Origin of the sequence: Microbacterium testaceum (assembly GCF_003075375.1) — a bacterium.
GTDB classification, from domain to species: domain Bacteria; phylum Actinomycetota; class Actinomycetes; order Actinomycetales; family Microbacteriaceae; genus Microbacterium; species Microbacterium testaceum_E.
In genome coordinates this window covers 1-20,874 of record NZ_QDFT01000045.1, presented here as the reverse complement: position 1 = coordinate 20,874, position 20,874 = coordinate 1, and the positions used below count along the sequence as shown (strand labels likewise).

Annotated in this window: 17 protein-coding genes and 2 pseudogenes; 14 read left to right on the top strand and 5 right to left on the bottom strand. The window is 70.7% G+C overall.

The window, feature by feature from the left end; all coding sequences use genetic code 11:
- Positions 1–186: 186 nt before the first annotated feature.
- Positions 187–792, top strand: coding sequence for a DUF3060 domain-containing protein (locus tag DC432_RS13705; protein WP_116538351.1), 606 nt, complete (start codon positions 187–189; stop codon positions 790–792).
- A gap of 160 nt (positions 793–952) precedes the next feature.
- Here DC432_RS13705 and DC432_RS13700 read toward each other — a convergent pair.
- Positions 953–1,306: pseudogene (locus DC432_RS13700) on the bottom strand (M23 family peptidase); the annotation flags it as partial.
- A 304-nt stretch (positions 1,307–1,610) separates the two neighbouring features.
- Here DC432_RS13700 and rpsB point away from each other — a divergent pair.
- The 9 genes from rpsB to DC432_RS13655 all read left to right on the top strand — a co-directional run bounded on the left by rpsB (position 1,611) and on the right by DC432_RS13655 (position 8,359).
- On the top strand, positions 1,611–2,471 hold the full coding sequence (gene rpsB, locus DC432_RS13695; protein WP_116538350.1) for a 30S ribosomal protein S2: 861 nt from the start codon (positions 1,611–1,613) through the stop codon (positions 2,469–2,471).
- A gap of 150 nt (positions 2,472–2,621) precedes the next feature.
- On the top strand, positions 2,622–3,449 hold the full coding sequence (tsf, locus tag DC432_RS13690; protein ID WP_116538349.1) for a translation elongation factor Ts: 828 nt from the start codon (positions 2,622–2,624) through the stop codon (positions 3,447–3,449).
- Between the two features lie 183 nt (positions 3,450–3,632).
- Positions 3,633–4,352, top strand: a complete 720-nt coding sequence (gene pyrH / locus DC432_RS13685) for a UMP kinase (protein WP_108318478.1) — start codon at positions 3,633–3,635, stop codon at positions 4,350–4,352.
- Positions 4,353–4,427: 75 nt separating this feature from the next.
- On the top strand, positions 4,428–4,982 hold the full coding sequence (frr, locus tag DC432_RS13680) for a ribosome recycling factor (RefSeq protein WP_076675969.1): 555 nt from the start codon (positions 4,428–4,430) through the stop codon (positions 4,980–4,982).
- 5 nt (positions 4,983–4,987) lie between these two features.
- Complete coding sequence (locus tag DC432_RS13675; protein ID WP_116538348.1) at positions 4,988–6,037, top strand: phosphatidate cytidylyltransferase; 1,050 nt, start codon at positions 4,988–4,990, stop codon at positions 6,035–6,037.
- Positions 6,034–6,579 carry a DivIVA domain-containing protein gene (locus DC432_RS13670; RefSeq protein WP_116538347.1) on the top strand — a complete coding sequence of 182 codons (546 nt, stop codon included), beginning with the start codon at positions 6,034–6,036 and terminating at the stop codon, positions 6,577–6,579. The genes DC432_RS13675 and DC432_RS13670 overlap by 4 nt, the downstream gene beginning before the upstream one ends.
- A 233-nt stretch (positions 6,580–6,812) precedes the next feature.
- The gene (locus tag DC432_RS13665; RefSeq protein ID WP_116538353.1) at positions 6,813–7,349 is read left to right on the top strand and encodes a transglycosylase SLT domain-containing protein; all 537 of its coding nucleotides are present in this window, start codon (positions 6,813–6,815) and stop codon (positions 7,347–7,349) included.
- A 9-nt stretch (positions 7,350–7,358) separates the two neighbouring features.
- Positions 7,359–7,646 carry a hypothetical protein gene (locus DC432_RS13660; protein WP_108319189.1) on the top strand — a complete coding sequence of 96 codons (288 nt, stop codon included), beginning with the start codon at positions 7,359–7,361 and terminating at the stop codon, positions 7,644–7,646.
- On the top strand, positions 7,646–8,359 hold the full coding sequence (locus DC432_RS13655; RefSeq protein ID WP_116538346.1) for an alpha/beta hydrolase: 714 nt from the start codon (positions 7,646–7,648) through the stop codon (positions 8,357–8,359). The genes DC432_RS13660 and DC432_RS13655 overlap by 1 nt, the downstream gene beginning before the upstream one ends.
- Positions 8,360–8,365: 6 nt before the next feature.
- Here the strand turns inward: DC432_RS13655 and DC432_RS13650 are convergent, their stop codons facing one another.
- Positions 8,366–9,439 carry an AI-2E family transporter gene (locus DC432_RS13650; RefSeq protein WP_116538345.1) on the bottom strand — a complete coding sequence of 358 codons (1,074 nt, stop codon included), beginning with the start codon at positions 9,437–9,439 and terminating at the stop codon, positions 8,366–8,368.
- A 193-nt stretch (positions 9,440–9,632) separates the two neighbouring features.
- Here DC432_RS13650 and DC432_RS13645 point away from each other — a divergent pair, with 193 nt between their 5' ends.
- Positions 9,633–11,411, top strand: a complete 1,779-nt coding sequence (locus tag DC432_RS13645) for a glycosyl transferase (RefSeq protein WP_116538344.1) — start codon at positions 9,633–9,635, stop codon at positions 11,409–11,411.
- Between the two features lie 26 nt (positions 11,412–11,437).
- Positions 11,438–12,358: a tetratricopeptide repeat protein gene (locus DC432_RS13640; RefSeq protein ID WP_431739688.1), complete on the top strand. Its 921-nt coding sequence runs from the start codon at positions 11,438–11,440 to the stop codon at positions 12,356–12,358.
- Between the two features lie 97 nt (positions 12,359–12,455).
- Here the strand turns inward: DC432_RS13640 and glgB are convergent, their stop codons facing one another.
- The 3 genes from glgB to glgX all read right to left on the bottom strand — a co-directional run bounded on the left by glgB (position 12,456) and on the right by glgX (position 18,943).
- Positions 12,456–14,594, bottom strand: a complete 2,139-nt coding sequence (glgB, locus tag DC432_RS13635) for a 1,4-alpha-glucan branching protein GlgB (protein WP_116538342.1) — start codon at positions 14,592–14,594, stop codon at positions 12,456–12,458.
- Positions 14,591–16,558 carry an alpha-1,4-glucan--maltose-1-phosphate maltosyltransferase gene (locus DC432_RS13630; RefSeq protein ID WP_116538352.1) on the bottom strand — a complete coding sequence of 656 codons (1,968 nt, stop codon included), beginning with the start codon at positions 16,556–16,558 and terminating at the stop codon, positions 14,591–14,593. Before DC432_RS13630 ends, glgB begins: the two co-directional genes overlap by 4 nt.
- 306 nt (positions 16,559–16,864) lie before the next feature.
- Positions 16,865–18,943, bottom strand: coding sequence for a glycogen debranching protein GlgX (glgX, locus tag DC432_RS13625; protein WP_116538341.1), 2,079 nt, complete (start codon positions 18,941–18,943; stop codon positions 16,865–16,867).
- Positions 18,944–18,988: 45 nt separating this feature from the next.
- On the opposite strand from glgX, the gene DC432_RS13620 reads away from it, so the two are divergent.
- Positions 18,989–20,173 carry a cysteine desulfurase family protein gene (locus tag DC432_RS13620; protein WP_116538340.1) on the top strand — a complete coding sequence of 395 codons (1,185 nt, stop codon included), beginning with the start codon at positions 18,989–18,991 and terminating at the stop codon, positions 20,171–20,173.
- 9 nt (positions 20,174–20,182) lie between these two features.
- A pseudogene (locus DC432_RS13615) lies at positions 20,183–20,842 on the top strand (MnmA/TRMU family protein); the annotation flags it as partial.
- Positions 20,843–20,874 lie beyond the last annotated feature (32 nt).

Here is a 20,874-nt window from a genome sequence, read left to right as displayed (position 1 = left end):
GGCCCACCCGACCCGGCCCACCCCTCGCGCCCGGCCCACCTTCTCGCCCGGCCCACCTTCTCGCCCGGCCGACCTCCGGCCCGCCTCCACCTCAGCCCCCGCCCCCGGGGGCCCGCACGGCTCGCGTCGCGTCCCCCCGCCACCGTCGCCCTGGCGACGAGCCCGCCCGACCCGTAGCGTGATCATGTGGAAGCCCGTCGTCTCGTCACCGCTCTCGTCGTGGCCGTCTCGCTCACGGGGGCCGTCTCGGGATGCGCTCTCGTCCCCCGACCGGTCGAAACGCGTCTGCCGCCCGGCGCACCGGCCGCGTCGGCCCCGGCCAGCCCCACGGCGACTTCCGCTCCCTCGCAGAGTGCGAGCCCGTCTCCGCTGACGACGGGAGCGTCCCCCTCGGTTGCCGACGGGACCCTGTCCTGCGGCGACGGGCAGGCGCAAAGCATCTCGGGCTCCGAGCAGACCTTCACCGTCGTCGGCACGTGCACCGAGCTGACGGTGTCGGGCTCGGCTCTGACCGTGGATGCCACGGATGCCACCATCGGCACGCTGCGGCTGTCGGGCGACCGACTGAGCGTCACGGCGGCCGCGGTCGACACCCTCGCGGTCCAGGGCAACGACGACAGCGTCACGTCCTCGGCCGCGATGTCGAGCGTCGACGTGTCCGGGGACCGGGCGACGATCCAGGCCGACGGAGCGATCGCCGCCGTCGTCGTGCGTGGACAGGACAACATCGTGCAGTCCGGACTCGGTGTCGGGTCGGCGACCGTCGAGGGTCGGGGCAACCAGATCCGCTAGCGGCGCTCGCGACCAGCCGCTCAGCAGCACGGCAGCAGCACGGCCCTGGGCACCCCGCCGAGCAGCCGCAGCGGGTTGACGTACTCGCCGTCGAGGCGCACCCGACGTGCAGGGTGCCGGGCGCGGTGTGCCCACCGGTCGCCGCTCGCGCCACGACCTGCCCGCGTTCCACGACATCGCCCACCGCGACATCGGCCTCGACGGGCTCGAACGACGAGACCAGTCCATCGCCGTGATCGATCGTCAGCACGCCGCGTCCCGCCACCGGACCCGCGAACGCCACCCGACCGTCCGCGGGGGTGCGCACGGCGCCGTCGCCGTCGTCCAGATCCACACCGCGGTGCCCCGGCCCGTAGTCGTGGGCCGGGGCCACGAAGGGCTGCACGATGCGCACGGGGGCGACCGGCCAGACCCAGCCGCGGTGCGAGAGCGGGTCGGCGGTGGTGGGCTGAACGGCGAGCAGGGCGACGAGCGCGCCCGCCCCGAGGCGGAGGAGAGCGGATGCCGGACTCATCCGGGGAGTCTGCCGACGGCCGGGCGGCGACCGGTCCCTGTCCACACCGGTGATCGACGCACACGCGGGCGGGAGGAGGCGTCCTGTATGCTGGGGGATGCATCCCGCCTGTCGGGATGACTCCGCGTGCCCACAGCGCATCGCGTCTTCTTCGCAGAAGCCGCACCGCGCGGCATCCACACCCCATGGTCCTCCGCTCCGGCGGACGGCGGGTGTGCGCCGGGCACCAGGCTCGTCGGGCGGTCCGTCCGACGCGAACAACCACAACCACGGCGCGAGAGCGCCCAGAAACAGGAGTACGACCATGGCCGTCGTCACCATCCGCCAGCTGCTCGACAGCGGCGTTCACTTCGGACACCAGACCCGCCGGTGGAACCCGAAGGTGAAGCGCTTCATCCTGACCGAGCGCTCCGGCATCCACATCATCGACCTGCAGCAGTCGCTCGGCTACATCGACAAGGCCTACGAGTTCGTCAAGGAGACGGTCGCGCACGGCGGCACCATCCTCTTCGTCGGCACCAAGAAGCAGGCGCAGGAAGTCCTCGCCGAGCAGGCGACCCGCGTGGGCCAGCCCTACGTCAACCAGCGCTGGCTCGGTGGTCTGCTGACCAACTTCCAGACGGTCTCGAAGCGCCTCGCCCGCATGAAGGAGCTCGAGGAGCTCGACTACGAGAACCCGGCCGAGAGCGGCTTCACCAAGAAGGAGCTGCTGCTCAAGAAGCGCGAGCTCGACAAGCTGCACAAGTCGCTCGGTGGTATCCGCAACCTGCAGAAGACCCCCTCGGCGATCTGGGTCGTCGACGCCAAGCGCGAGCACCTCGCGGTCGACGAGGCCAAGAAGCTCGGCATCCCCGTCATCGGCATCCTCGACACCAACGCCGATCCGGACGAGTTCCAGTACCCGATCCCCGGCAACGACGACGCGATCCGCTCGGTGAGCCTGCTCACGCGCATCATCGCCGACGCCGCGGCCGAGGGCCTGATCCAGCGTCACCAGCCCGCCGGCGAAGAAGAGGCCGCCGAGCCCCTCGCCGAGTGGGAGCGCGAGCTGCTCGAGACCCCCGCCGAGACCACCGAGGCTCCCGCCGCCGAGTCGACCGAGGCCCCCGCCGCCGAGTCGGCCGAGGCTCCCGCCGCCGAGGCCGAGGCCACCGACAGCAAGTAAGCCGCGCGACCGCCGCGTCACCTTCCGGTGAACGGCCGGTCACCCGCACAGGCTACGATCCGGCGGGGTCGTGACCGCTCCTCTACGAGGGGTGACACGGCCCCGCCGGGCTCACATCTAGAACGCAAACGACAAGGAGACCGCCACACCATGGCAAACTTCACGATCGCCGACATCAAGGCGCTGCGCGAGCAGCTCGGCACCGGCATGGTCGACACCAAGAAGGCGCTCGAAGAGGCCGACGGCGACGTCGACAAGGCCGTCGAGATCCTGCGCCTCAAGGGTGCCAAGGGCAACGCCAAGCGCGCCGACCGTTCGACCAGCGAGGGCCTCGTCGTCGCGCGCGAGAACGCCGGTTCCGTCACCCTGCTCGAGCTCGCCTGCGAGACCGACTTCGTCGCCAAGAACGAGCGCTTCATCGCTCTGGCCGACAAGGTCGTCGACGCGGCCGCCGCCGCCTCCGCCGACTCGGTCGAGGCCGCCCTGGCCGCCGACGTCGACGGCAAGACCGTCGAGCAGCTCATCTCGGACGAGGCCGCGATCATCGGCGAGAAGGTCGAGCTCCGTCGCGTGCGCACCATCTCGGGCGACAAGTTCGAGGTCTACCTGCACAAGACCAGCAAGGACCTGCCCCCGCAGGTCGGCGTGGTGCTCGCCTACACGGGCGACGATGCCGAGACGGCTCGCTCGATCGCGCAGCACATCTCGTTCGCCAACCCCTCGTACCTCACCCGCGACGCCGTGCCCGAGGCCGACGTCGAGAAGGAGCGCGAGATCGTCACCGAGATCTCGCGCAACGAGGGCAAGCCCGAGGCCGCCCTGCCCAAGATCGTCGAGGGCCGTGTCAACGCGTTCTTCAAGCAGGTCGCCCTGCTCGACCAGGACTACGCGAAGGACAACAAGCTGTCCGTCGCCAAGGTCGCGACCGACGCCGGTCTCACGCTGACCGACTTCGCGCGCTTCAAGGTCGGCGCGTAACTCTTCGACAGGCTCAGGGACCGCCCTTCGAGACGGGACGAGAGTCTGTCCTGAGGCCCGGGATGCCACGGCATCCCGGGCCTTTTCCCTGCCCGCGCCCCACGCCGAACGGTTCTGTCGTTCCGCGCATATCGGTCGCCGCGGGTGGGGCGATAGTTTGTTCAAGACGAGAGGACACCACACGTGAACGATCAAGCCACCAAGCGCCGCCGCGTACTGCTGAAGCTGTCGGGAGAGGCGTTCGGAGGGGGGCAGCTGGGCGTCAACCCCGACGTCGTGAGTCAGATCGCCCGCGAGATCGCCGAGGCGGTGGACCGCGTCGAGATCGCGATCGTCGTCGGCGGCGGCAACTTCTTCCGCGGCGCCGAGCTGAGCCAGCGCGGCATGGATCGCGGTCGCGCCGACTACATGGGCATGCTCGGCACCGTGATGAACTCCCTCGCGCTCCAGGACTTCCTCGAGCAGGCCGGCGCGGCCACCCGCGTGCAGTCCGCGATCTCGATGACCCAGGTCGCCGAGCCGTACATCCCGCGCCGCGCGGTGCGCCACCTCGAGAAGGGGCGCGTCGTCATCTTCGGTGCGGGAGCGGGACTGCCGTACTTCTCCACCGACACCGTCGCGGCCCAGCGCGCCCTCGAGATCGGCGCCCGCGAGGTGCTCGTCGCCAAGAACGGCGTCGACGGCGTCTACACGGCCGACCCGCGGACCGACGCGGATGCCACCAAGCTCGATCACATCACCTACATCGACGCCCTGCAGCAGGGCCTGAAGGTCGTGGACTCGACCGCGTTCAGCCTGTGCATGGACAACGGCATCGACATGCGCGTGTTCGGCATGGAGCCCTCGGGCAACGTCACCCGGGCTCTGCTCGGCGAGACCATGGGCACCCTGGTCACCGCGTGACGCGCCGTGCGGGCCCGGGGTGCCGGGCCCGCACGCGACTAGACTGAGACGTCAGTCCCAACGAATGGAGTCACCGTGATCGCCGATGTCCTCGCCGATGCCGGAGCGCGCATGGATCGCGCCGTGGAGGCCGCCAAGGAGGACTTCGCGACCGTCCGCACCGGACGCGCGAACCCCCAGATGTTCCAGAAGGTCCTGGTCGACTACTACGGCTCGCCGACCCCCCTCGCGCAGCTCGCCTCGCTGAACAACCCCGAGGCCCGCACCCTCGTCATCAACCCGTACGACAAGTCGGCGCTGAAGGCGATCGAGCAGGCGATCCGCGACATGCCGAACCTGGGCGTGAACCCGACCAACGACGGCACGATCGTGCGCGTCACGATGCCCGAGCTCACCCAGGACCGCCGCAAGGAGTACGTCAAGATCGTGCGCGGCAAGGGCGAAGACGCCAAGGTGCAGGTGCGCAACCTGCGTCGCAAGGCCAAGGACGACCTGGACGCGCTCAAGAGCGACGTCGGCGAGGACGAGCTCGTCCGCGCCGAGAAGGAGCTCGACGCCGTCACGCGCACGCACGTCGACCTGATCGACGAGGCCCTCAAGCGCAAAGAGGCAGAACTCCTCGAGGTCTGACCGTCATGCCCGACGCCCCCGACATCGGCGACAGCGCGCCGGTCGATCCGCCGACGTCACGTCGCGACGACTCGGCGCGCCGTTCGCCGATCACCGGCGAGGGCGTGACCGCGATCGAATCGCAGCTGCGCGCGATGCGCACGGATGCGGAGCAGCACCTCGCCCACGCCCGCGCCGAGTTCGATCAGGCCAACGAGCGCATCAAACAGCGCACCGGGCGCGACCTCATCGTCGCGACGCTCATCGGCGTCGCGATCGGCGTGATCGTCATCGCCTCGCTGATCTTCGTCAAATGGGCGTTCGTCCTGTTCGCGGCGGGGGCCATGGTCCTCGGCGTCCTGGAGTTCTCCCGCGCCCTGCAGAACGCCGGCCGGCGGGTGGACGTCGTCCCGCAGCTGGTGATGGGCTTCGTCCTGTTGCTGAGCGGGTTCTTCCTGGGCGCATGGGTGCACTGGATCGCCGTCCTGGTCGCCGTGGTCGTCGTGATCGTGTGGCGACTGGTCGCGCAGCTGTTCGCCGCCGACGGGCGCGCGCCGATCGATGTGATCGGCGACGTCCTGGTTGCCGGTTTCGTGCAGGTGTACGTCCCGTTCCTCACCAGCGTGGCGATGATCCTGCTCGCGCAACCCCGCGGCGAGTGGTGGGTGCTGGCGTTCCTGATCCTCGCGGTGGCCGCCGACACCGGCGCCTACGTCTCGGGCCTCACCTTCGGGCGGGGCGGGCGGCATCCCATGGCCCCCCGCATCAGCCCCAAGAAGACCTGGGAGGGCTTCGCCGGGGCCTGCGTCGCCGCGGTGGTCGCGGGGGCGCTGCTCGCCGCCTTCATGCTGCAGGTGCCCTGGTGGGCGGGGATGATCTTCGGTGCAGCCGTGCTGGCCACCGCCACGGTCGGCGACCTGGGCGAATCGATGATCAAGCGCGACCTGGGCATCAAGGACATGAGCTCGTGGCTCCCCGGACACGGCGGGGTGCTCGACCGCCTCGACTCGATTCTGCCCTCCGCCACCGCTGCTCTCGTGATGTACTACCTGCTGTCCCCGTTGGGAGTGTCATGACCTCGTCGCCGTTCCCCGAATCCGGTCGCGCCAAGGGCTACGAGAAGCGCGCGGTCGACGTCTTCCTCGCCCGGGCGCGCGACGCCTTCGAGTCCGACGAGGTCGGCACGATGCGCTCGTCGGAAGTGCGATCGGTCGCGTTCCCGCTGGTCCGCGGCGGTTATGCGGTCACCGCCGTCGACGCGGCCCTCGGCCGCATCGAGGACACCTTCGCCGCGCGCGAGCGCGAACACGCTCTGTCTCGGCTCGGCGCTCGCGCATGGGTCGCCGAGACCCGCGACACCGCGCAGGTCGTGCTGGACCGGCTTCGGCGCCCCCGCGGCGCGCGTTTCGAGCGGGTCGGGATGCTGCGCTACGGCTACCGCGTCGACGAGGTCGACGTCGTGGCCGACCGCGTCGCCCGCTATCTCGCGGCCGGCGACCCGGTCACCCCCGAGCAGGTGCGGGCCGTGGCCTTCCGTCTGCAGCGCGGCGGCTACCGCGAGACGCAGGTCGATGCGGTCCTCGACTCCGTCGTCGAAGTGATGCTCGCGGTCGGATGACCCGTGCGGATGGAAACCGGTCGCGAAGCGTCGGTAGACTCGACGGCACTGTGACTCCCGGTTCGGATCTCCCGCGCGCCTCTCGCGTCGCCCATCGCGGCGGCGCGGCTCTCGACGTGGTCCCCCCGACGCTGCCCGCCCGCACCGCACCGCGGTGGTCGCGTCGTCGGGGTGTCGTCGGCGTCTTCGCGGCGTGCGCCGCGGTGCTGTTCGCCGGTGCCTACGTCGGTCCGATGGGCGCTGCGCTGCAGCCGGCCCAGGCCGAGGTCCCCCGGACGGTCACCCTGTACGCCGAGGGCCTCGACGACGTGCAGGCGGTGTCGACCGCGGGCGAGAAGCAGACCCCGCAGCTCGATCGATCCAGCTACAACGTCTACGTCAAGCCCAAGCCCACGCCGACGCCCACGCCCGCGCCGAGCGCGTCGCGCAAGACCACCGAATCGGATTCCGGGTCGTCGGCGTCCAGCAGCGGTCCGCTGTTCTACACCGGCGGGGGAGCGCCCGCCGAGTGGATGGCCGCCGCCGGCATCTCCGAGGCCGACATGGGCTACGTCGACTACATCGTCAGCCGTGAGAGCGGCTGGAACCCCAACGCGACCAACCGGTCCTCGGGAGCGTGCGGTCTCGTGCAGGCGCTGCCGTGCAGCAAGGTCCCCGGAAACGGGTACGACCCGGTCGACAACCTGCGCTGGGGAACCGGTTACGCGGTCGGACGCTACGGCAGCTGGGCCGGTGCCTACGCGTTCTGGACCAGCAACCACTGGTGGTGAGCGGCATCCATGCCCCGCTCCCGTAGACGTCGTCCCGAACCGAGCCGCGGCGACGAGTCGCTCGATCGCCTCATCGCCGGGTGGAAGCGCACCGAGACCAAGCGCGGTGCCGAGTGGACGGTCCAGCCGTTGGCCGGTTCGCAGGCGGTCAAAGACTACGTCTGCCCGGGCTGTGGTCGCACCGTGCCCGCCGGCACCCCCCACCTCGTCGTCTGGCGGGCCGACGGGGTGCTCGGTGACGCCGCCGACCTCGCCGCCCGCCGTCATTGGCACTCGCACTGTTGGAGGATCGCCTGATGGAGATTCGCGGACCCGTCCTTCTGCCCGCTCGCCGCGAGGACATCGAACTGCGCACGGTCGACGAGCTGACGCTGGTCGGCGAACTGGCCCTTCCTCTCGAGCGCGAGCCGGTCGCGACGCTGGTGACCCTGCATCCCCTGCCCACGGCGGGCGGATTCATGGACTCGCACATCCTGCGCAAGGCGGCGGGACGACTGCCGGCGCTGGCCGATCTCGCCGTTCTGCGGTTCAACACGCGGGGGACGACCTCGCCGCGGGGGACGAGCGAGGGTTCGTTCGACGGCGGCGCCAACGAGGTGTTCGACGTGGCCGCCGCGGTCGGTTTCGCCCGCGAGCGGGGCCTTCCGCGTCCGTGGCTGGTGGGGTGGTCGTTCGGTACCGAGCTCGCCCTGAAGTACGGACGCGACCACGACATCGAGGGCGTCATCCTGCTCTCGCCTCCGCTGCACCGCGCGTCCGCCGACGAGGTGGCCGCCTGGGCCGGCGACCCCCGTCGCATGATCGTGCTCGTGCCGGAGTTCGACGACTACCTTCGTCCCGCCGAGGCGCGCGAGCGCTTCTCGTCGGTGCCCGAGGCGACGCTCATCCCGGTCGACGGCGCCAAGCACCTGTGGGTGGGCGAGACCCAGACCCGTCGCGTGCTCACCGAGATCGTCGCCGCCGTCAACCCCGACGCGCTGCCGCTGGCGACGGAGTGGGACGAGGACTGAACCGGGTCACCGCTCGTTCTGCCGCGGGATGACGACCTCGCGGTAGATGATGAGGATGCTGGCGGCGACCGGGATGGCGATGAGTGCGCCGAGCAGGTTGAGCAGTGCACCACCGGCCAGCGCCGAGATCACCACGACCGAACCCGGCACCGAGACGGCGCGGTTCATGATGCGCGGCGAGATGACATAGGCCTCGATCTGCATGTAGACGAGGTAGTAGATCAGGGCGATGAGCGCCGCGGTGGGCGACCCGAGGCCGGGGAGCAGGCACGTCAGGACGATGATCGTCGATCCGGTCAGCGTGCCCACCAGCGGGATCAACGAGAAGAAGAATGCGACCACGGCCAGCACCGCCGGGAACGGCGCGTTGATGATCGACAGGAAGATCGCACTGAGAACGCCGTTGATGACGCCCAGGCTCACCTGACCCATGACGTAGTAGCCGACCGAATCGGTGATCTTCTCGGACAGCTCGATGAACCGGGCGCGCTTGGACGCCGGCACCAACTGGTACACCGCGGACTTCAGGGACGGGGTGGATGCCGTGAAGTAGATGGTCAGGATGAGCACGATGAACGCTCCGCCCAGCCCCGCCGCAACCGCTCCCGCGCCCGTCAGCAGGCTGTTGCCGATCATGGTCGAGATGGATCCGACGTCGAGGGTGGTGAACCAGCGCTGGATGCTCGCCCAGACGTCGTCGATCTTGAGCCAGGGCAGGGTCTGCGACACCCACGTCTGCACCTGCGCGACGATCTCGTTCCAGCGACCGGGCTGCAGCAGCTGCTCGATCTGGAAGACGAGCTGGCCGATCTGACTGACGATGATCGGCACGACCATGAAGATGATCCCGGTGAAGACGCCGAGGACGGCGAGGATCGTCACGAGCACCGCTGCCCATCGGGGCAGTCCCCGTCGCTCGAGGAACGACACGACCGGATCGAGGCCGAGCGAGAGGAACAGCGCGGTGCCGACGTACAGCAGGATCGTCGACAGGTTCTGCACACTGCCGATGATGAGCAGGCCGACGCCCACGCCGAGGGTCGCCAGCAACGCCACCCGGAAGGGATTGTGGATCTTCATGCCCGAACGACTCCCGCCTCAGCCGGGCGGTCGTGCCCGTCCCGTCAGGATACTGACGCGGCGCACTCCGCGGCGCGCGCCGCACGGCACGGTGCGCGAGCGGACCATGCCGAGAACTTTCAGGCGCCCTCGGATAGTCTGAAACGTCGATTCTTCGGTGGCACCCGAGCCGCCGGTGGGGATGGTGTGAAGCGTGAGATTCGTCTGGGCCGTGGTGGCGTTCGTCATCGCCGCCGCCATGATCGGTGCGGGGATCGCGCAACGGACCGTGTTCCAGGGCCCGTCCGAGACGTCCGCCACGGTGCAGACCGACGGCACGACGGCGTACACGCTGGTCGACGGCGCGGTGCTGACGAGCGTCCCGGGAGCGCAGACCCTGCGCGTCGAGGGCGACGGAGCGGTGTTCGCCTCGTACGGGCGCACCGCCGACGTCAAGGCGTGGCTGGCGGACGTGCCCTACACCGCCGTCACCGTCGACGGTGAGGGTGTCGTGCAGACCTCCGCGGTCCAGCCCAGCGTGACGCCGGTGTCGACCGGGCGTTCGCCGGTGGACTCCGACCTGTGGCTCGACGAGTACGAGCAGACCGGCACCCTCTCGACCACGCTGCAGCTGCCGAGCGACATGAGCGTGCTCATCGCCTCCGACGGCACCGCTCCCGCCCCCGCGAACGTCAGCGTCACCTGGCCGATCGACAACTCGACCCCGCTGTCGGGGCCGCTCATCGTCGGCGGCGGCATCGTGCTGCTGATCGGCCTGGTGCTGTACGTGCTCGGCATCCGGCACGTCCGCCGTCAGCGTCGTCCGCGCCGCAAGGGTCTGCCCCTGCCGGTGACCGAGCCCATCTCGACCGTCGACGCCGATGCCGAGGCGAAGGGCGTCGTCAGCCAGAGCCCGGCTCGTCGCGGCCGAGGAGCGCGTCGGGCACTCGTCGCCGTACCCGCCCTGGGCGTGTCGGTGGCGTTGATGGCCGGCTGCTCCGCCGACGCGTGGCCCCAGCTCGCCGCGTCCGAGTCGCCCAGCCCCACCCCGACCGTGATCGTTCCCGAGGGGCAGTTCCCGCCGGCCGTCACCGAATCGCAGGCGCAGCGCATCGTCTCGCGTGTCTCGCAGTCGGTCGCCCAGGCCGACGCCGCCCTCGACGCCAACGCCGCGGCCCAGCGTCTGTCCGGACCGGCCCTGGCGGAGCGCCAGACCAACTACAAGCTGCGGGCCGCCATCTCGGATCGGCCGGCTCTGCCCGCGATCCCGGCCGAGCCCGTGCAGATCGTCCTGCCGCAGACCACGGGCACGTGGCCGCGCACCCTGATGACCGTGGTCGAGTCCGCGGATGCTGCGACTCCGACCACGACGATCATGATGATGACGCAGCAGACCCCGTGGGAGGAGTACAAGGCCTCTTACGTCGGCAACCTCGAGGCTTCGACCAACCTGCCCGAGCTCGCCGCGGCCTACGTCGGCGCCACCCAGGTACCGCCGGACTCGTCGTTCCTGGTGATGGCGCCCGAGAAGGTCGCCGCCGCCTACGCCGACATCATCAACAACGGTCAGAACAGCGCGTCGTACCCCCTGTTCGACACGGCGAACGACCTGTTGCTCACCGCCATCCAGGACAACAAGACCAAGCGCACCGACGAGCTCAACCAGACCGGTGCGGGCACGGCGCAGATCAGCTTCGAGGCCTCGGCCGGCCCGGCCTCGCCCATCGCCCTGGCGACGCTCGACACCGGTGCGATCGTGGCGGTGAACGTGTACGAGAGCGACACGGCCAAGCCCACCAACGCCGACGCGGTGATCAAGCTCGATAACAACCCCGCCGTCAAGGCGCTCACGGGCGTCGACCAGTCCGCGACGGGATTCACCACGACCTACTCCGACCAGGTGTTCTTCTACGTGCCCAGTCAGGGCTCCGACGACCAGATCCGCCTGCTCGGTTATCGATCCAGCCTCCTCGAAGCGAAGGTGTCCCCGTGAGCACTCCCGCCGCCCCCGGTTCCGTCATGCGCGGTGCCGTCGACCTCTCCTCCCTGCGCAACCGCCCCGCGGCCCCGACGACGCCCGCGCCGGCGGCGTCCGCGCCCGCCGGTGCCCCCGCCGGCGCCCTTCCCCTCGTCTTCGACGTCACCGACGCCACGTTCGGCGAGGTGCTCGAACTCTCGCGCACCGTGCCCGTCGTGATCGACCTGTGGGCCGAGTGGTGCGGGCCGTGCAAGCAGCTCAGTCCCGTTCTCGAGAAGGTCGTGACCGAGCTGGCCGGCCGGCTGGTGCTGGCCAAGGTCGACGTCGACGCGAACCCGCAGCTCGCTCAGGGCTTCCGCGCGCAGTCGATCCCGATGGTCCTCGCGCTCGTCGCCGGTCAGCCCGTCCCCTTGTTCACCGGGGCCGTGCCGGAGCAGCAGGTGCGCGACGTCTTCGCCCAGTTGCTGCAGCTGGCGGCGCAGCACGGCGTGACGGGAACCGTTCCGATCGCCGACGGCGACCCCGCGGCCGCTGCCGAGGAGCCGCCCCTTCCGCCGCTGCACGCCGAGGCGTTCGCCGCGATCGAAGAGGGCGACTACGCCCGCGCCATCTCGGCCTACGAGCAGGCCCTGTCCGAGAACCCGCGCGACGCGGACGCCCGCGCCGGACTCGGCCAGGTGCGCCTGCTCGACCGCGTGCAGGGCGCTGATCTGCAGGCGGCCCGGGCGGCTGCGGCGGCCGAGCCGCAGGGCGTTCCGGCGCAGTTCCTCGTGGCCGACCTCGATGTCGTGGGCGGTCACGTCGACGACGCCTTCGGGCGTCTGCTCGACCTGTTCGCGGCTCTTCCGTCCGACGAGCGCGCGCCCGTGCGGGAACGTCTGCTCGAGCTGTTCGGCATCGTCGGCGACGACGACGCCCGCGTGATCCGCGCGCGTGCGCGATTGGCATCCCTGCTCTTCTGATCTCGCGACCGCTCCGTCGTCCTCGAGGCGGAGGACACCGCACGAGAGAACGCCCCGCCCCGGTTCGACCGGGACGGGGCGTTCTGTCGTCAGCGCGTCAAGCGCCGGCGCGGTGGTGCAGCCACAGCACGCCCAGCGGAGGAAGAGTCAGCGTGGCGCTGCCGCGACCGTCCGTGTGGACGCTCCCCAGGTTGCCCTGGCCCGAACCGCCGAAGGCCTCGGCGTCGCTGTTGAGCACCTCTGTCCACTCGCCCGCCTCGGGCAGATCGAGCGGGAAATCGCTCAGGGGGACGCCCGAGAAGTTGCAGACGACGGCGACGGTGTTGCCGTGGTGGTCGCGGCGGGCGAAGGCCAGCACGTTGGGGTTCCACGCCGGGGCGCCCAGCCGCGAGAACGCCGCGCCGTCGTGGTCGCGCGACCACAGTGCCGCCTGGTCCTTGTAGACGCGGTTCAGCTCGGCGACGAAGGAATGCAGCTGCGCGTGAGAGGGCTGGTCCAGCATCCACCAGTCGAGCCCGCGCGACTCGGACCACTCGGACATCTGCCCGAACTCCTGGCCCATGAACAGCAGCTGCTTGCCGGGGTGGCCCCACATGTACGCCAGGAAGGCGCGCATGTTGGCGAGCTTCTGCCAGTGGTCTCCCGGCATCCGTCCGAACAGGCTGCCCTTGCCGTGCACGACCTCGTCATGGCTGATGGGCAGGACGAAGTTCTCGCTGAACGAGTACACGAACGAGAACGACAGCTCGCCCTCGTGGTGCGAGCGGTACATCGGGTCGCGGCCGATGTACTGCAGCGAATCGTTCATCCAGCCCATGTTCCACTTGAACCCGAAGCCCAGACCCGCGTGCGAGGTGGGGGCGGTGACGCCGGGGAAGCTGGTGGACTCCTCGGCGATGAGCGCGATGCCCGGGTACCGCTTGTAGGACGTCGCGTTGACCTCCTGCAGGAAGCGGATCGCCTCGAGGTTCTCGCGACCGCCGAACTGGTTGGGCGCCCATTCGCCCTCGTTGCGGGAGTAGTCCAGATAGAGCATGGATGCCACGGCATCCACCCGCAGACCGTCGACGTGGAACTCCTCGAACCAGTACAGCGCGTTCGCGACGAGGAAGTTGCGCACCTCGTTGCGGCCGTAGTCGAAGATGAGCGTGCCCCAGTCCTTGTGCTCTCCGCGACGCGGATCGGGGTGCTCGTAGAGGGCCTCGCCGTCGAAGCGCGCGAGCGCGAACTCGTCCTTGGGGAAGTGCCCGGGAACCCAGTCCATGATGACGCCGATACCCGCCTGGTGCAGGCGGTCGATCAGGTAGCGCAGGTCGTCGGGGGAGCCGAAGCGGCTGGTGGGGGCGTAGTAGCCCGACACCTGGTAGCCCCACGAGCCGCCGAAGGGGTGCTCGGCCAGGGGCAGGAACTCGACGTGCGTGAAGCCCTGGGCGCTGACGTACGAGATGATCTCGTCGGCCGCGTCGCGGTACGACAGTCCCGGCTTCCACGAGCCGAGGTGCAGCTCGTAGATCGACATCGGCCGGTCGAGGGGCGCGGTGCGCGAGCGCTCCGCGATCCAGGCGTCATCGGCCCACTCGTAGGCGGTCTCGGTGACGACGGATGCCGTGGCCGGCGGGGTCTCGGCGAGGCGGGCCATCGGGTCGGCCTTCTCGATCCACTGACCGGCGCGCGTGAGGATCTCGAACTTGTAGCGGGTTCCGGCGCCGATGCCGGGGACGAACAGCTCCCAGACGCCGCTGCCGCCCATCGAGCGCATCGCGCTGCCGGTGCCGTCCCAGCCGTTGAAGTCGCCGATGACGCGAAGGGCGCGGGCGTCGGGCGCCCACACCGTGAACGCGGTGCCGGCGGAGCCGTCGAGCTCGCGGACGTGGGCGCCGAGGACGCGCCAGAGCTCCTCGTGCCGGCCCTCGGAGATGAGGTGCAGGTCGAGCTCACCGACCGAGGGGGCGTGGCGGTAGCCGTCGTCGGCGACGTGCTCGCTGTCGTCGTAGCGGGCGCGCACCGTGTACGCGCCGGGGTAGGCGTCGACCGCGGCCTCCCAGATGCCCCCGCGCACGTGCGACAGCGCCACGTCGGTGCCATCGGCCAGTTCGGCGGACACCTCGCGGGCGAGGGGCCGGCGGGACCGGATCACCCAGCCCTCGCCGCTCTGGTGCACCCCCAGCACGCTGTGCGGGTCGTGGTGTGAGCCGTGCGCGACGGCATCCAGGATCTCGGGGGGCAGGGTGGTCATCGGTTCTCCTTGACGTGCAGGATGTGCACGGGCTCGTTGAAAGCGTCGAGGCGCACGAAGTTGTGATCGGCCCAGGTGAACACCTGGCCGGTCACGAGGTCTTCGACGTCGTACGACGCCCCCGGCTCGATGCCGAACACGGTCGTGTCTAGGTGGACGGTGGTCTCGCGCGCGGAGTGCGGGTCGACGTTGACGACGACGATCACGGTGTCGGACGAGCCGGTGGGCGACAAGTCGGCATCCAGGTGCTTCGAATAGACGAGGATCGCGTCGTCGTCGCTCCAGTGCACCTGCAGGTTGCGCAGCTGCCGCAGGGCGGGGTGCGCGCGGCGGGCGGCGTTGAGCATGCGCAGGTAGGGGGCGAGTGAGTCGCCGGACGCCTCTGACCCCTCCCAGTCGCGGAACTTGTACTCGTACTTCTCGTTGTCGATGTTCTCTTCGGAACCCGGACGCGCGACGTTCTCGTACAGCTCGTACCCCGCGTAGACACCGTAGGTCGGTGCGGCGGTCGCGGCGATCGCGGCACGGATCTTGTACGCCGGGCGTCCGCCGAACTGCAGGTACTCGGTGAGGATGTCGGGGGTGTTGACGAACAGGTTCGGCCGCAGGAAGTCGTCGGTGTCGTGCGCGAGCCCGCCGAGGAACTCTTCGAGCTCTTCTTTCGTGTTGCGCCAGGTGAAGTAGGTGTAGCTCTGCTGGAATCCGGCCATCGCCAGACCCTGCAGGGGGGCGGGGCGCGTGAACGCCTCGGCCAGGAAGACGGCGTCGGGCTCTTCGGCGCTGACCGTGGCGATGAGCCACTCCCAGAACTGCAGGGGCTTGGTGTGCGGGTTGTCGACGCGGAAGATGGTCACGCCCTGCGCGATCCAGTGCCGGACGATGCGCAGCACCTCGGCCCGGATGCCGTCGGGATCGTTGTCGAAGTTGACCGGGTAGATGTCCTGGTACTTCTTCGGCGGGTTCTCGGCGAAGGCGATGGAGCCGTCGGGCAGCGTAGTGAACCACTCGGGGTGCTCGGCCACCCACGGGTGGTCGGGGGAGGCCTGCAGCGCGAGGTCGAGGGCGACCTCGATGCCGTTGTCGCGCGCCGCGGCGACGAAGGCGCGGAAATCGTCGAGCGTGCCGAGGTCGGGGTGCACGGTGTCGTGGCCACCCGAGGCCGCGCCGATCGCCCAGGGCGAGCCGGGGTCGCCCGGCTGGGTGACCAGGGTGTTGTTCGGTCCCTTGCGGTTGGTGACGCCGATCGGGTGGATGGGCGGCAGGTAGAGCACGTCGAAGCCCATGCCGGCGACGCCGGGCAGGCGGTCGATCGCCGCGCGGAACGTGCCGCTGACGACCGAACCGTCCTCGGCGCGGGTGGCGCCCTCGGAGCGCGGGAAGAACTCGTACCAGGCCCCGACGCCGGCGCGCTCGCGCTCGACGAGCAGCTCGGCGTCCCGCCCGACCGAGACCAGCCCCATCATCGGGCGGGCGGCGAACAGCGCCGCGATCGCCGGGTCGCGGACGATCTCGAGCGCGACGTCGTCGTGCACGTCGGGATCGCGCAGCGACCGGGCGGCGTCGTAGAGGGCGTCCTTGTCGCTGCCGGGGCGCTTCTTCTCGCCGCGGGCGCGGTCGAACAGCTGCGCGCCCATCTCGCGCATGAGCGCCGTGTCGACCCCCGCGGCGATCTTGAGCTCGGCCGCGTGCTCCCAGGTGGCGAAGTCGTCGGCGAAGGCCTCGAAGCGGAAGCGCCACACGCCCTGCTCGAGGGGAGCCACCAGCGTCGACCAGCGGTCGAAGCCGTCGTTGAGCGGGCTCAACCGGTGCAGGGATTCGTCGCCCGACGGAGAGAACAGCCGGACGTTGACCCCGATGCGGTCGTGCCCCTCGCGGAAGGCCGTGACCGTGAACGGCACGGCCTCGCCGACGAAGGCCGACGGGCGGAAGCGTCCGCCCGGGACGCTGGGGTGGGGGAGCGCCATGGGGATGCGCGGAGTGACCACGCTGCGCGAGGTGGGCGTCGGCTTGACCGGACGCACCGGGATCGAGGCGGCGCTGCGCCAGGGCAGCTCGGGCGTTTCAGTCGTCGTGGTGGCCACGGATCGAACCTATCGCGGGGCGACGACGTTGCCCCATCGTTTCGTCCGGCCTTGACAGGGCGCGCCCCCGGGGCGACGCCGCGACCCGGGCGCGGAGCGCGAGGGCCGGAACCGCGACCCGGGCGCGGAGCGCGAGAGCCGACGCCGCGACACCGCGCGCCGGAACCGCCGCCCCCGGGCGAAGCCGACTCAGTCCACGCGGAACAACCGCATCGACGCGCCCGCGATCGGGACGACCTCGCCCGGGGCGAAGCGCGGTTCGTCCTCGGCCGGCGTTTCGTCCGCGCTCGACCACAGCTCGACGAAGATCGCGTCGTCGAGGTCGGGCAGCACGATCTCTGTGTCGTCCTCTGTCCCGTGGATGACGACGAGCACGCGGTTGGGTGCTTCTTCTTCGGGCGTCGAGGTGGCCAGGTACTGCAGCGTGCGGTGCGCGGGATCGTTCCAGCGGTCGCTCGACATCGTCTCGCCGTGCTCGTCGAACCACTCCATCACCGAGGCGGAGGGGATCCGCTCGCCGAGACGGGCGAAGCGTCGGGGGCGCAGAGCGGGGTTGTCGCGCCGCACCTGCAGCAGCCGCCGCGTGTGCGCGAACAGGTCGTGCTGCCACGGCGCGAGGTCCCACGACAGCCACGTCAGCGCCGAGTCGTGGCAGTACGCGTTGTTGTTGCCGCGCTGCGTGCGCCCCATCTCGTCGCCGGCGGTGATCATGGGCACCCCCGCCGAGGTCAGCAGCGTCCCCATGAGGTTGCGCATGGCCTTGCGGCGGGTGGCGAGAACGCGCTCGTCGGTGGTCTTGCCCTCGGCGCCGTGGTTGAACGAGCGGTTGGTGTCGGCGCCGTCGCGGTTCTGCTCGCCGTTGCCCAGGTTGTGCTTGACGTCGTACGACACCAGGTCGCGCAGCGTGAAGCCGTCGTGCGCGGTCACGAAGTTGACGCTCGCGAGCGGCCCGCGTTCCTCGCTGAAGGTGTTGGACGAACCGGCCAGCCGGGTGGCGAAGCCGCCGATGCCCACGGGAGCGGTGCTCGCGCGCCGCGCGTAGTCGATGTCGCTCAGCCAGAAGTTGCGCACGCGGTCGCGGTAGCGGTCGTTCCACTCCAGCCATCCGTCGCCGAAGTTGCCGGTCTGCCAGCCCCCCATGCCGACGTCCCAGGGCTCGGCGATGAGCTTGGCGCCCGCGAGCGTCTCGTCGGCGCGGATGGCGGCGAGCAGCGGGTGCTCGGGGGTGAACGAGTGGTTCTCGTCCCGGCCGAGGGTCACCGCGAGGTCGAAGCGGAAGCCGTCGATCTGCACCTCGTCGCTCCAGTAGCGCAGCGAGTCCAGCACGAGGCGGGCCGCGGCATCCGTCGAGGTGTTCACCGCATTGCCGCACCCGGTCTCGTCGATGTAGGCGCCCTCGGCCGTCTGGCGGTAGTACGAACGGTTGTCGATGCCGCGCAGGCTCGTGCGCGGACCGCCGATGCCCTCTTCGGCGGTGTGGTTGTAGACGACGTCGAGGATCACCTCGAGCCCTGCCTCGTGCAGCAGCTTGACCATCCCCTTGAACTCGCGCAGCACCGCTTCGGGTCCCTCGGCGCGGCTGGCCGCGGTCGCGTACGGGGCGTGGGGGGTGAAGAAGTTGAGGGAGTTGTACCCCCAGTAGTTCGACAGTCCCAGCTGCAGCAGTCGGGGCTCCGTGGCGAAGGCGTGCACCGGGAGCAACTCGACGCTCGTGATCCCGAGGGCGAGCAGGTGGTCGATCATCGCCGGGTGCGCCAGGCCCGCGTAGGTGCCGTGCAGGGCGGGAGGGATGAAGGGATGCCGCTTGGTCAGCCCCTTCACGTGCCCCTCGTAGACGACCGTGCGGTCCAGCGGCACGCGCGGTTTGGCCGAGTCGCCCCAGTCGAACGAGCCGTCGACGACGACCGAGCGCCAGTCGCCGAAGCTGCCGGACACGAGACCGCGCGAGTACGGCTCGATCAGCAGCGACTGCGGGTTGAAGGTGTGCCCGGGACCGTGCGGGCCGCCGACGCGGACGGCGTAGCGCGCTCCCGGACGCAGCAGGGGCGAGACGGCCTCGAACACGCCGCCGCCGACGGGGGTCATCGCGACGGTCTCGGTCGCCCAGTCCAGATCGACGTCGTCGAAGACGAGCAGCTGCATCGCGTCGGCCGATCCCGACCACACGCGCAGCGTGCCGCCGCCCGGGCCGAGGCGCACCCCCAGGTCGTCCAGGGCGGGGCTCAGCAGGCCGGGGTGGATGGGCGGGGCAGGCTCGGGTCGGACCATGCGTCCTAGGCTAGTGACAGCGGCCGTCGACGTCGGGAGGACCAGGTGCGGGTGTACCTCGATCACGCGGCGACCACGCCGTTGCGTCCCGAGGCGCGCGACGCGTGGCTCGCGGCGCACGAGGTGCTCGGCAACCCCTCGTCGATCCACGGGGCCGGCCAGGACGCCCGTCGTCTTCTCGAAGACGCCCGCGAGCAGGTCGCCTCGGCGCTGGGGTGCCAGCCCATCGAGGTCGTCTTCACCTCGGGAGGCACCGAGGCCGCCAACCTCGCCCTGAAGGGCATGTGGTGGTCGCGCAGTGATGGCACGGACGCGATCGTGCTGCCCGACGGCGAGCATCACGCGACGCTCGACGTGGTCGAATGGCTCGCCTCGGCCGAGGGTGCGCGCGTGCGCGCGGTGCCGCTCGATCCGTTCGGCCGTATCGTGCCCGACGTGTTCGCCGGCGCCCTCGCCGGAGCCGCCGCGGCCACGGCCCTCGTCGCCAACAACGAGGTCGGGACGATCCAGGATGCCGCGGCCCTGGCGTCGGCGGCATCCGAGGCCCGTGTTCCCCTGCATCTGGACGCGGTGTCGGCCCTGGGACAGGTGCCCGTGGATTTCGCCGGGTGGCGCGGGACGGGCACGACGGGCGACGGTCTCGTCGCGCTGTCGGTGTCGGCGCACAAGGTCGGCGGACCCGTCGGGGTGGGTGCCGCGGTGGTGTCCCGCCACGCCCGGGTGACCCCGCTCGTACACGGCGGGGGTCAGCAGCGGGGGCTCCGCGCCGGTACGCAGGACGTCGCCGGAGCCGTCGCGTTCGCCGCCGCCGCCCGCGCCGCCGAGGCGCAGCGCCAGGCCGAGACCGCGCGGATCGCGGGCCTGCGCGATCGGCTGGTGGCCGGCATCCGTTCGTCGATCCCCGACGCCGAGCTGCTCGGCGATCCGCGCGAGCGCTTACCCGGCAACGCGCACGTGCTGTTCCCGGATGCCGCCGGCGAGACGCTGCTGTTCCTGCTCGACATGGACGGGATCGCGGTGTCGACCGGCTCGGCGTGCCAGGCGGGCGTCGCCGAGCCGTCGCACGTCGTGCGCGCTCTGGGGCGCGACGATCGGGCCGCCCGCTCGGTGCTGCGTTTCACCCTGGGCTACACCTCGACGGACGACGACGTCGACGCCGTGCTCGCGCGACTCGCGCCCGCGTACGCGCGAGCCGTGGCATCCGGCGCCCGTTCAGCGGGCCGTTCGTAGACTGGGACGATGCGAGTTCTGGCGGCGATGAGCGGTGGCGTCGATTCCGCGGTGGCGGCGGCGCGGGCGGTCGACGCCGGCCATGACGTGGTCGGCGTGCACCTCGCGCTCTCGCGGGCGGGCGGCACGCTGCGCGCGGGCAGCCGCGGCTGCTGCACGATCGAGGACGCGATGGACGCGCGTCGGGCGGCCGACCGTCTCGGCATCCCGTTCTACGTGTGGGATTTCTCGGAGCGCTTCCGCGACGACGTGATCGACGACTTCGTCGCCGAGTACCGGGCGGGACGCACCCCCAATCCCTGCATGCGCTGCAACGAGAAGATCAAGTTCGCCGCCCTGCTCGAGCGCGCCCTCGAACTGGGCTTCGACGCCGTGTGCACGGGGCACTACGCCACGCTCCTCGACACGCCCGAGGGGCGCGAGCTGCACCGCGCGTCCGACAACGCCAAGGACCAGTCCTACGTGCTGGGCGTGCTGACGGCCGCTCAGCTGGCGCACACCTACTTCCCGCTCGGCTCGACCCCGTCCAAGGCGCTCGTGCGTGCCGAGGCCGAGGAGCGCGGGCTCACCGTCGCGCAGAAGCCCGACAGCCACGACATCTGCTTCATCCCCGACGGCGACACGCGCGGCTGGCTCGCCGACAAGGTGGGCGCGGAGCGCGGCGAGATCMKCCKCGCGTGTCGCCGTCGGGGATGAAGCAG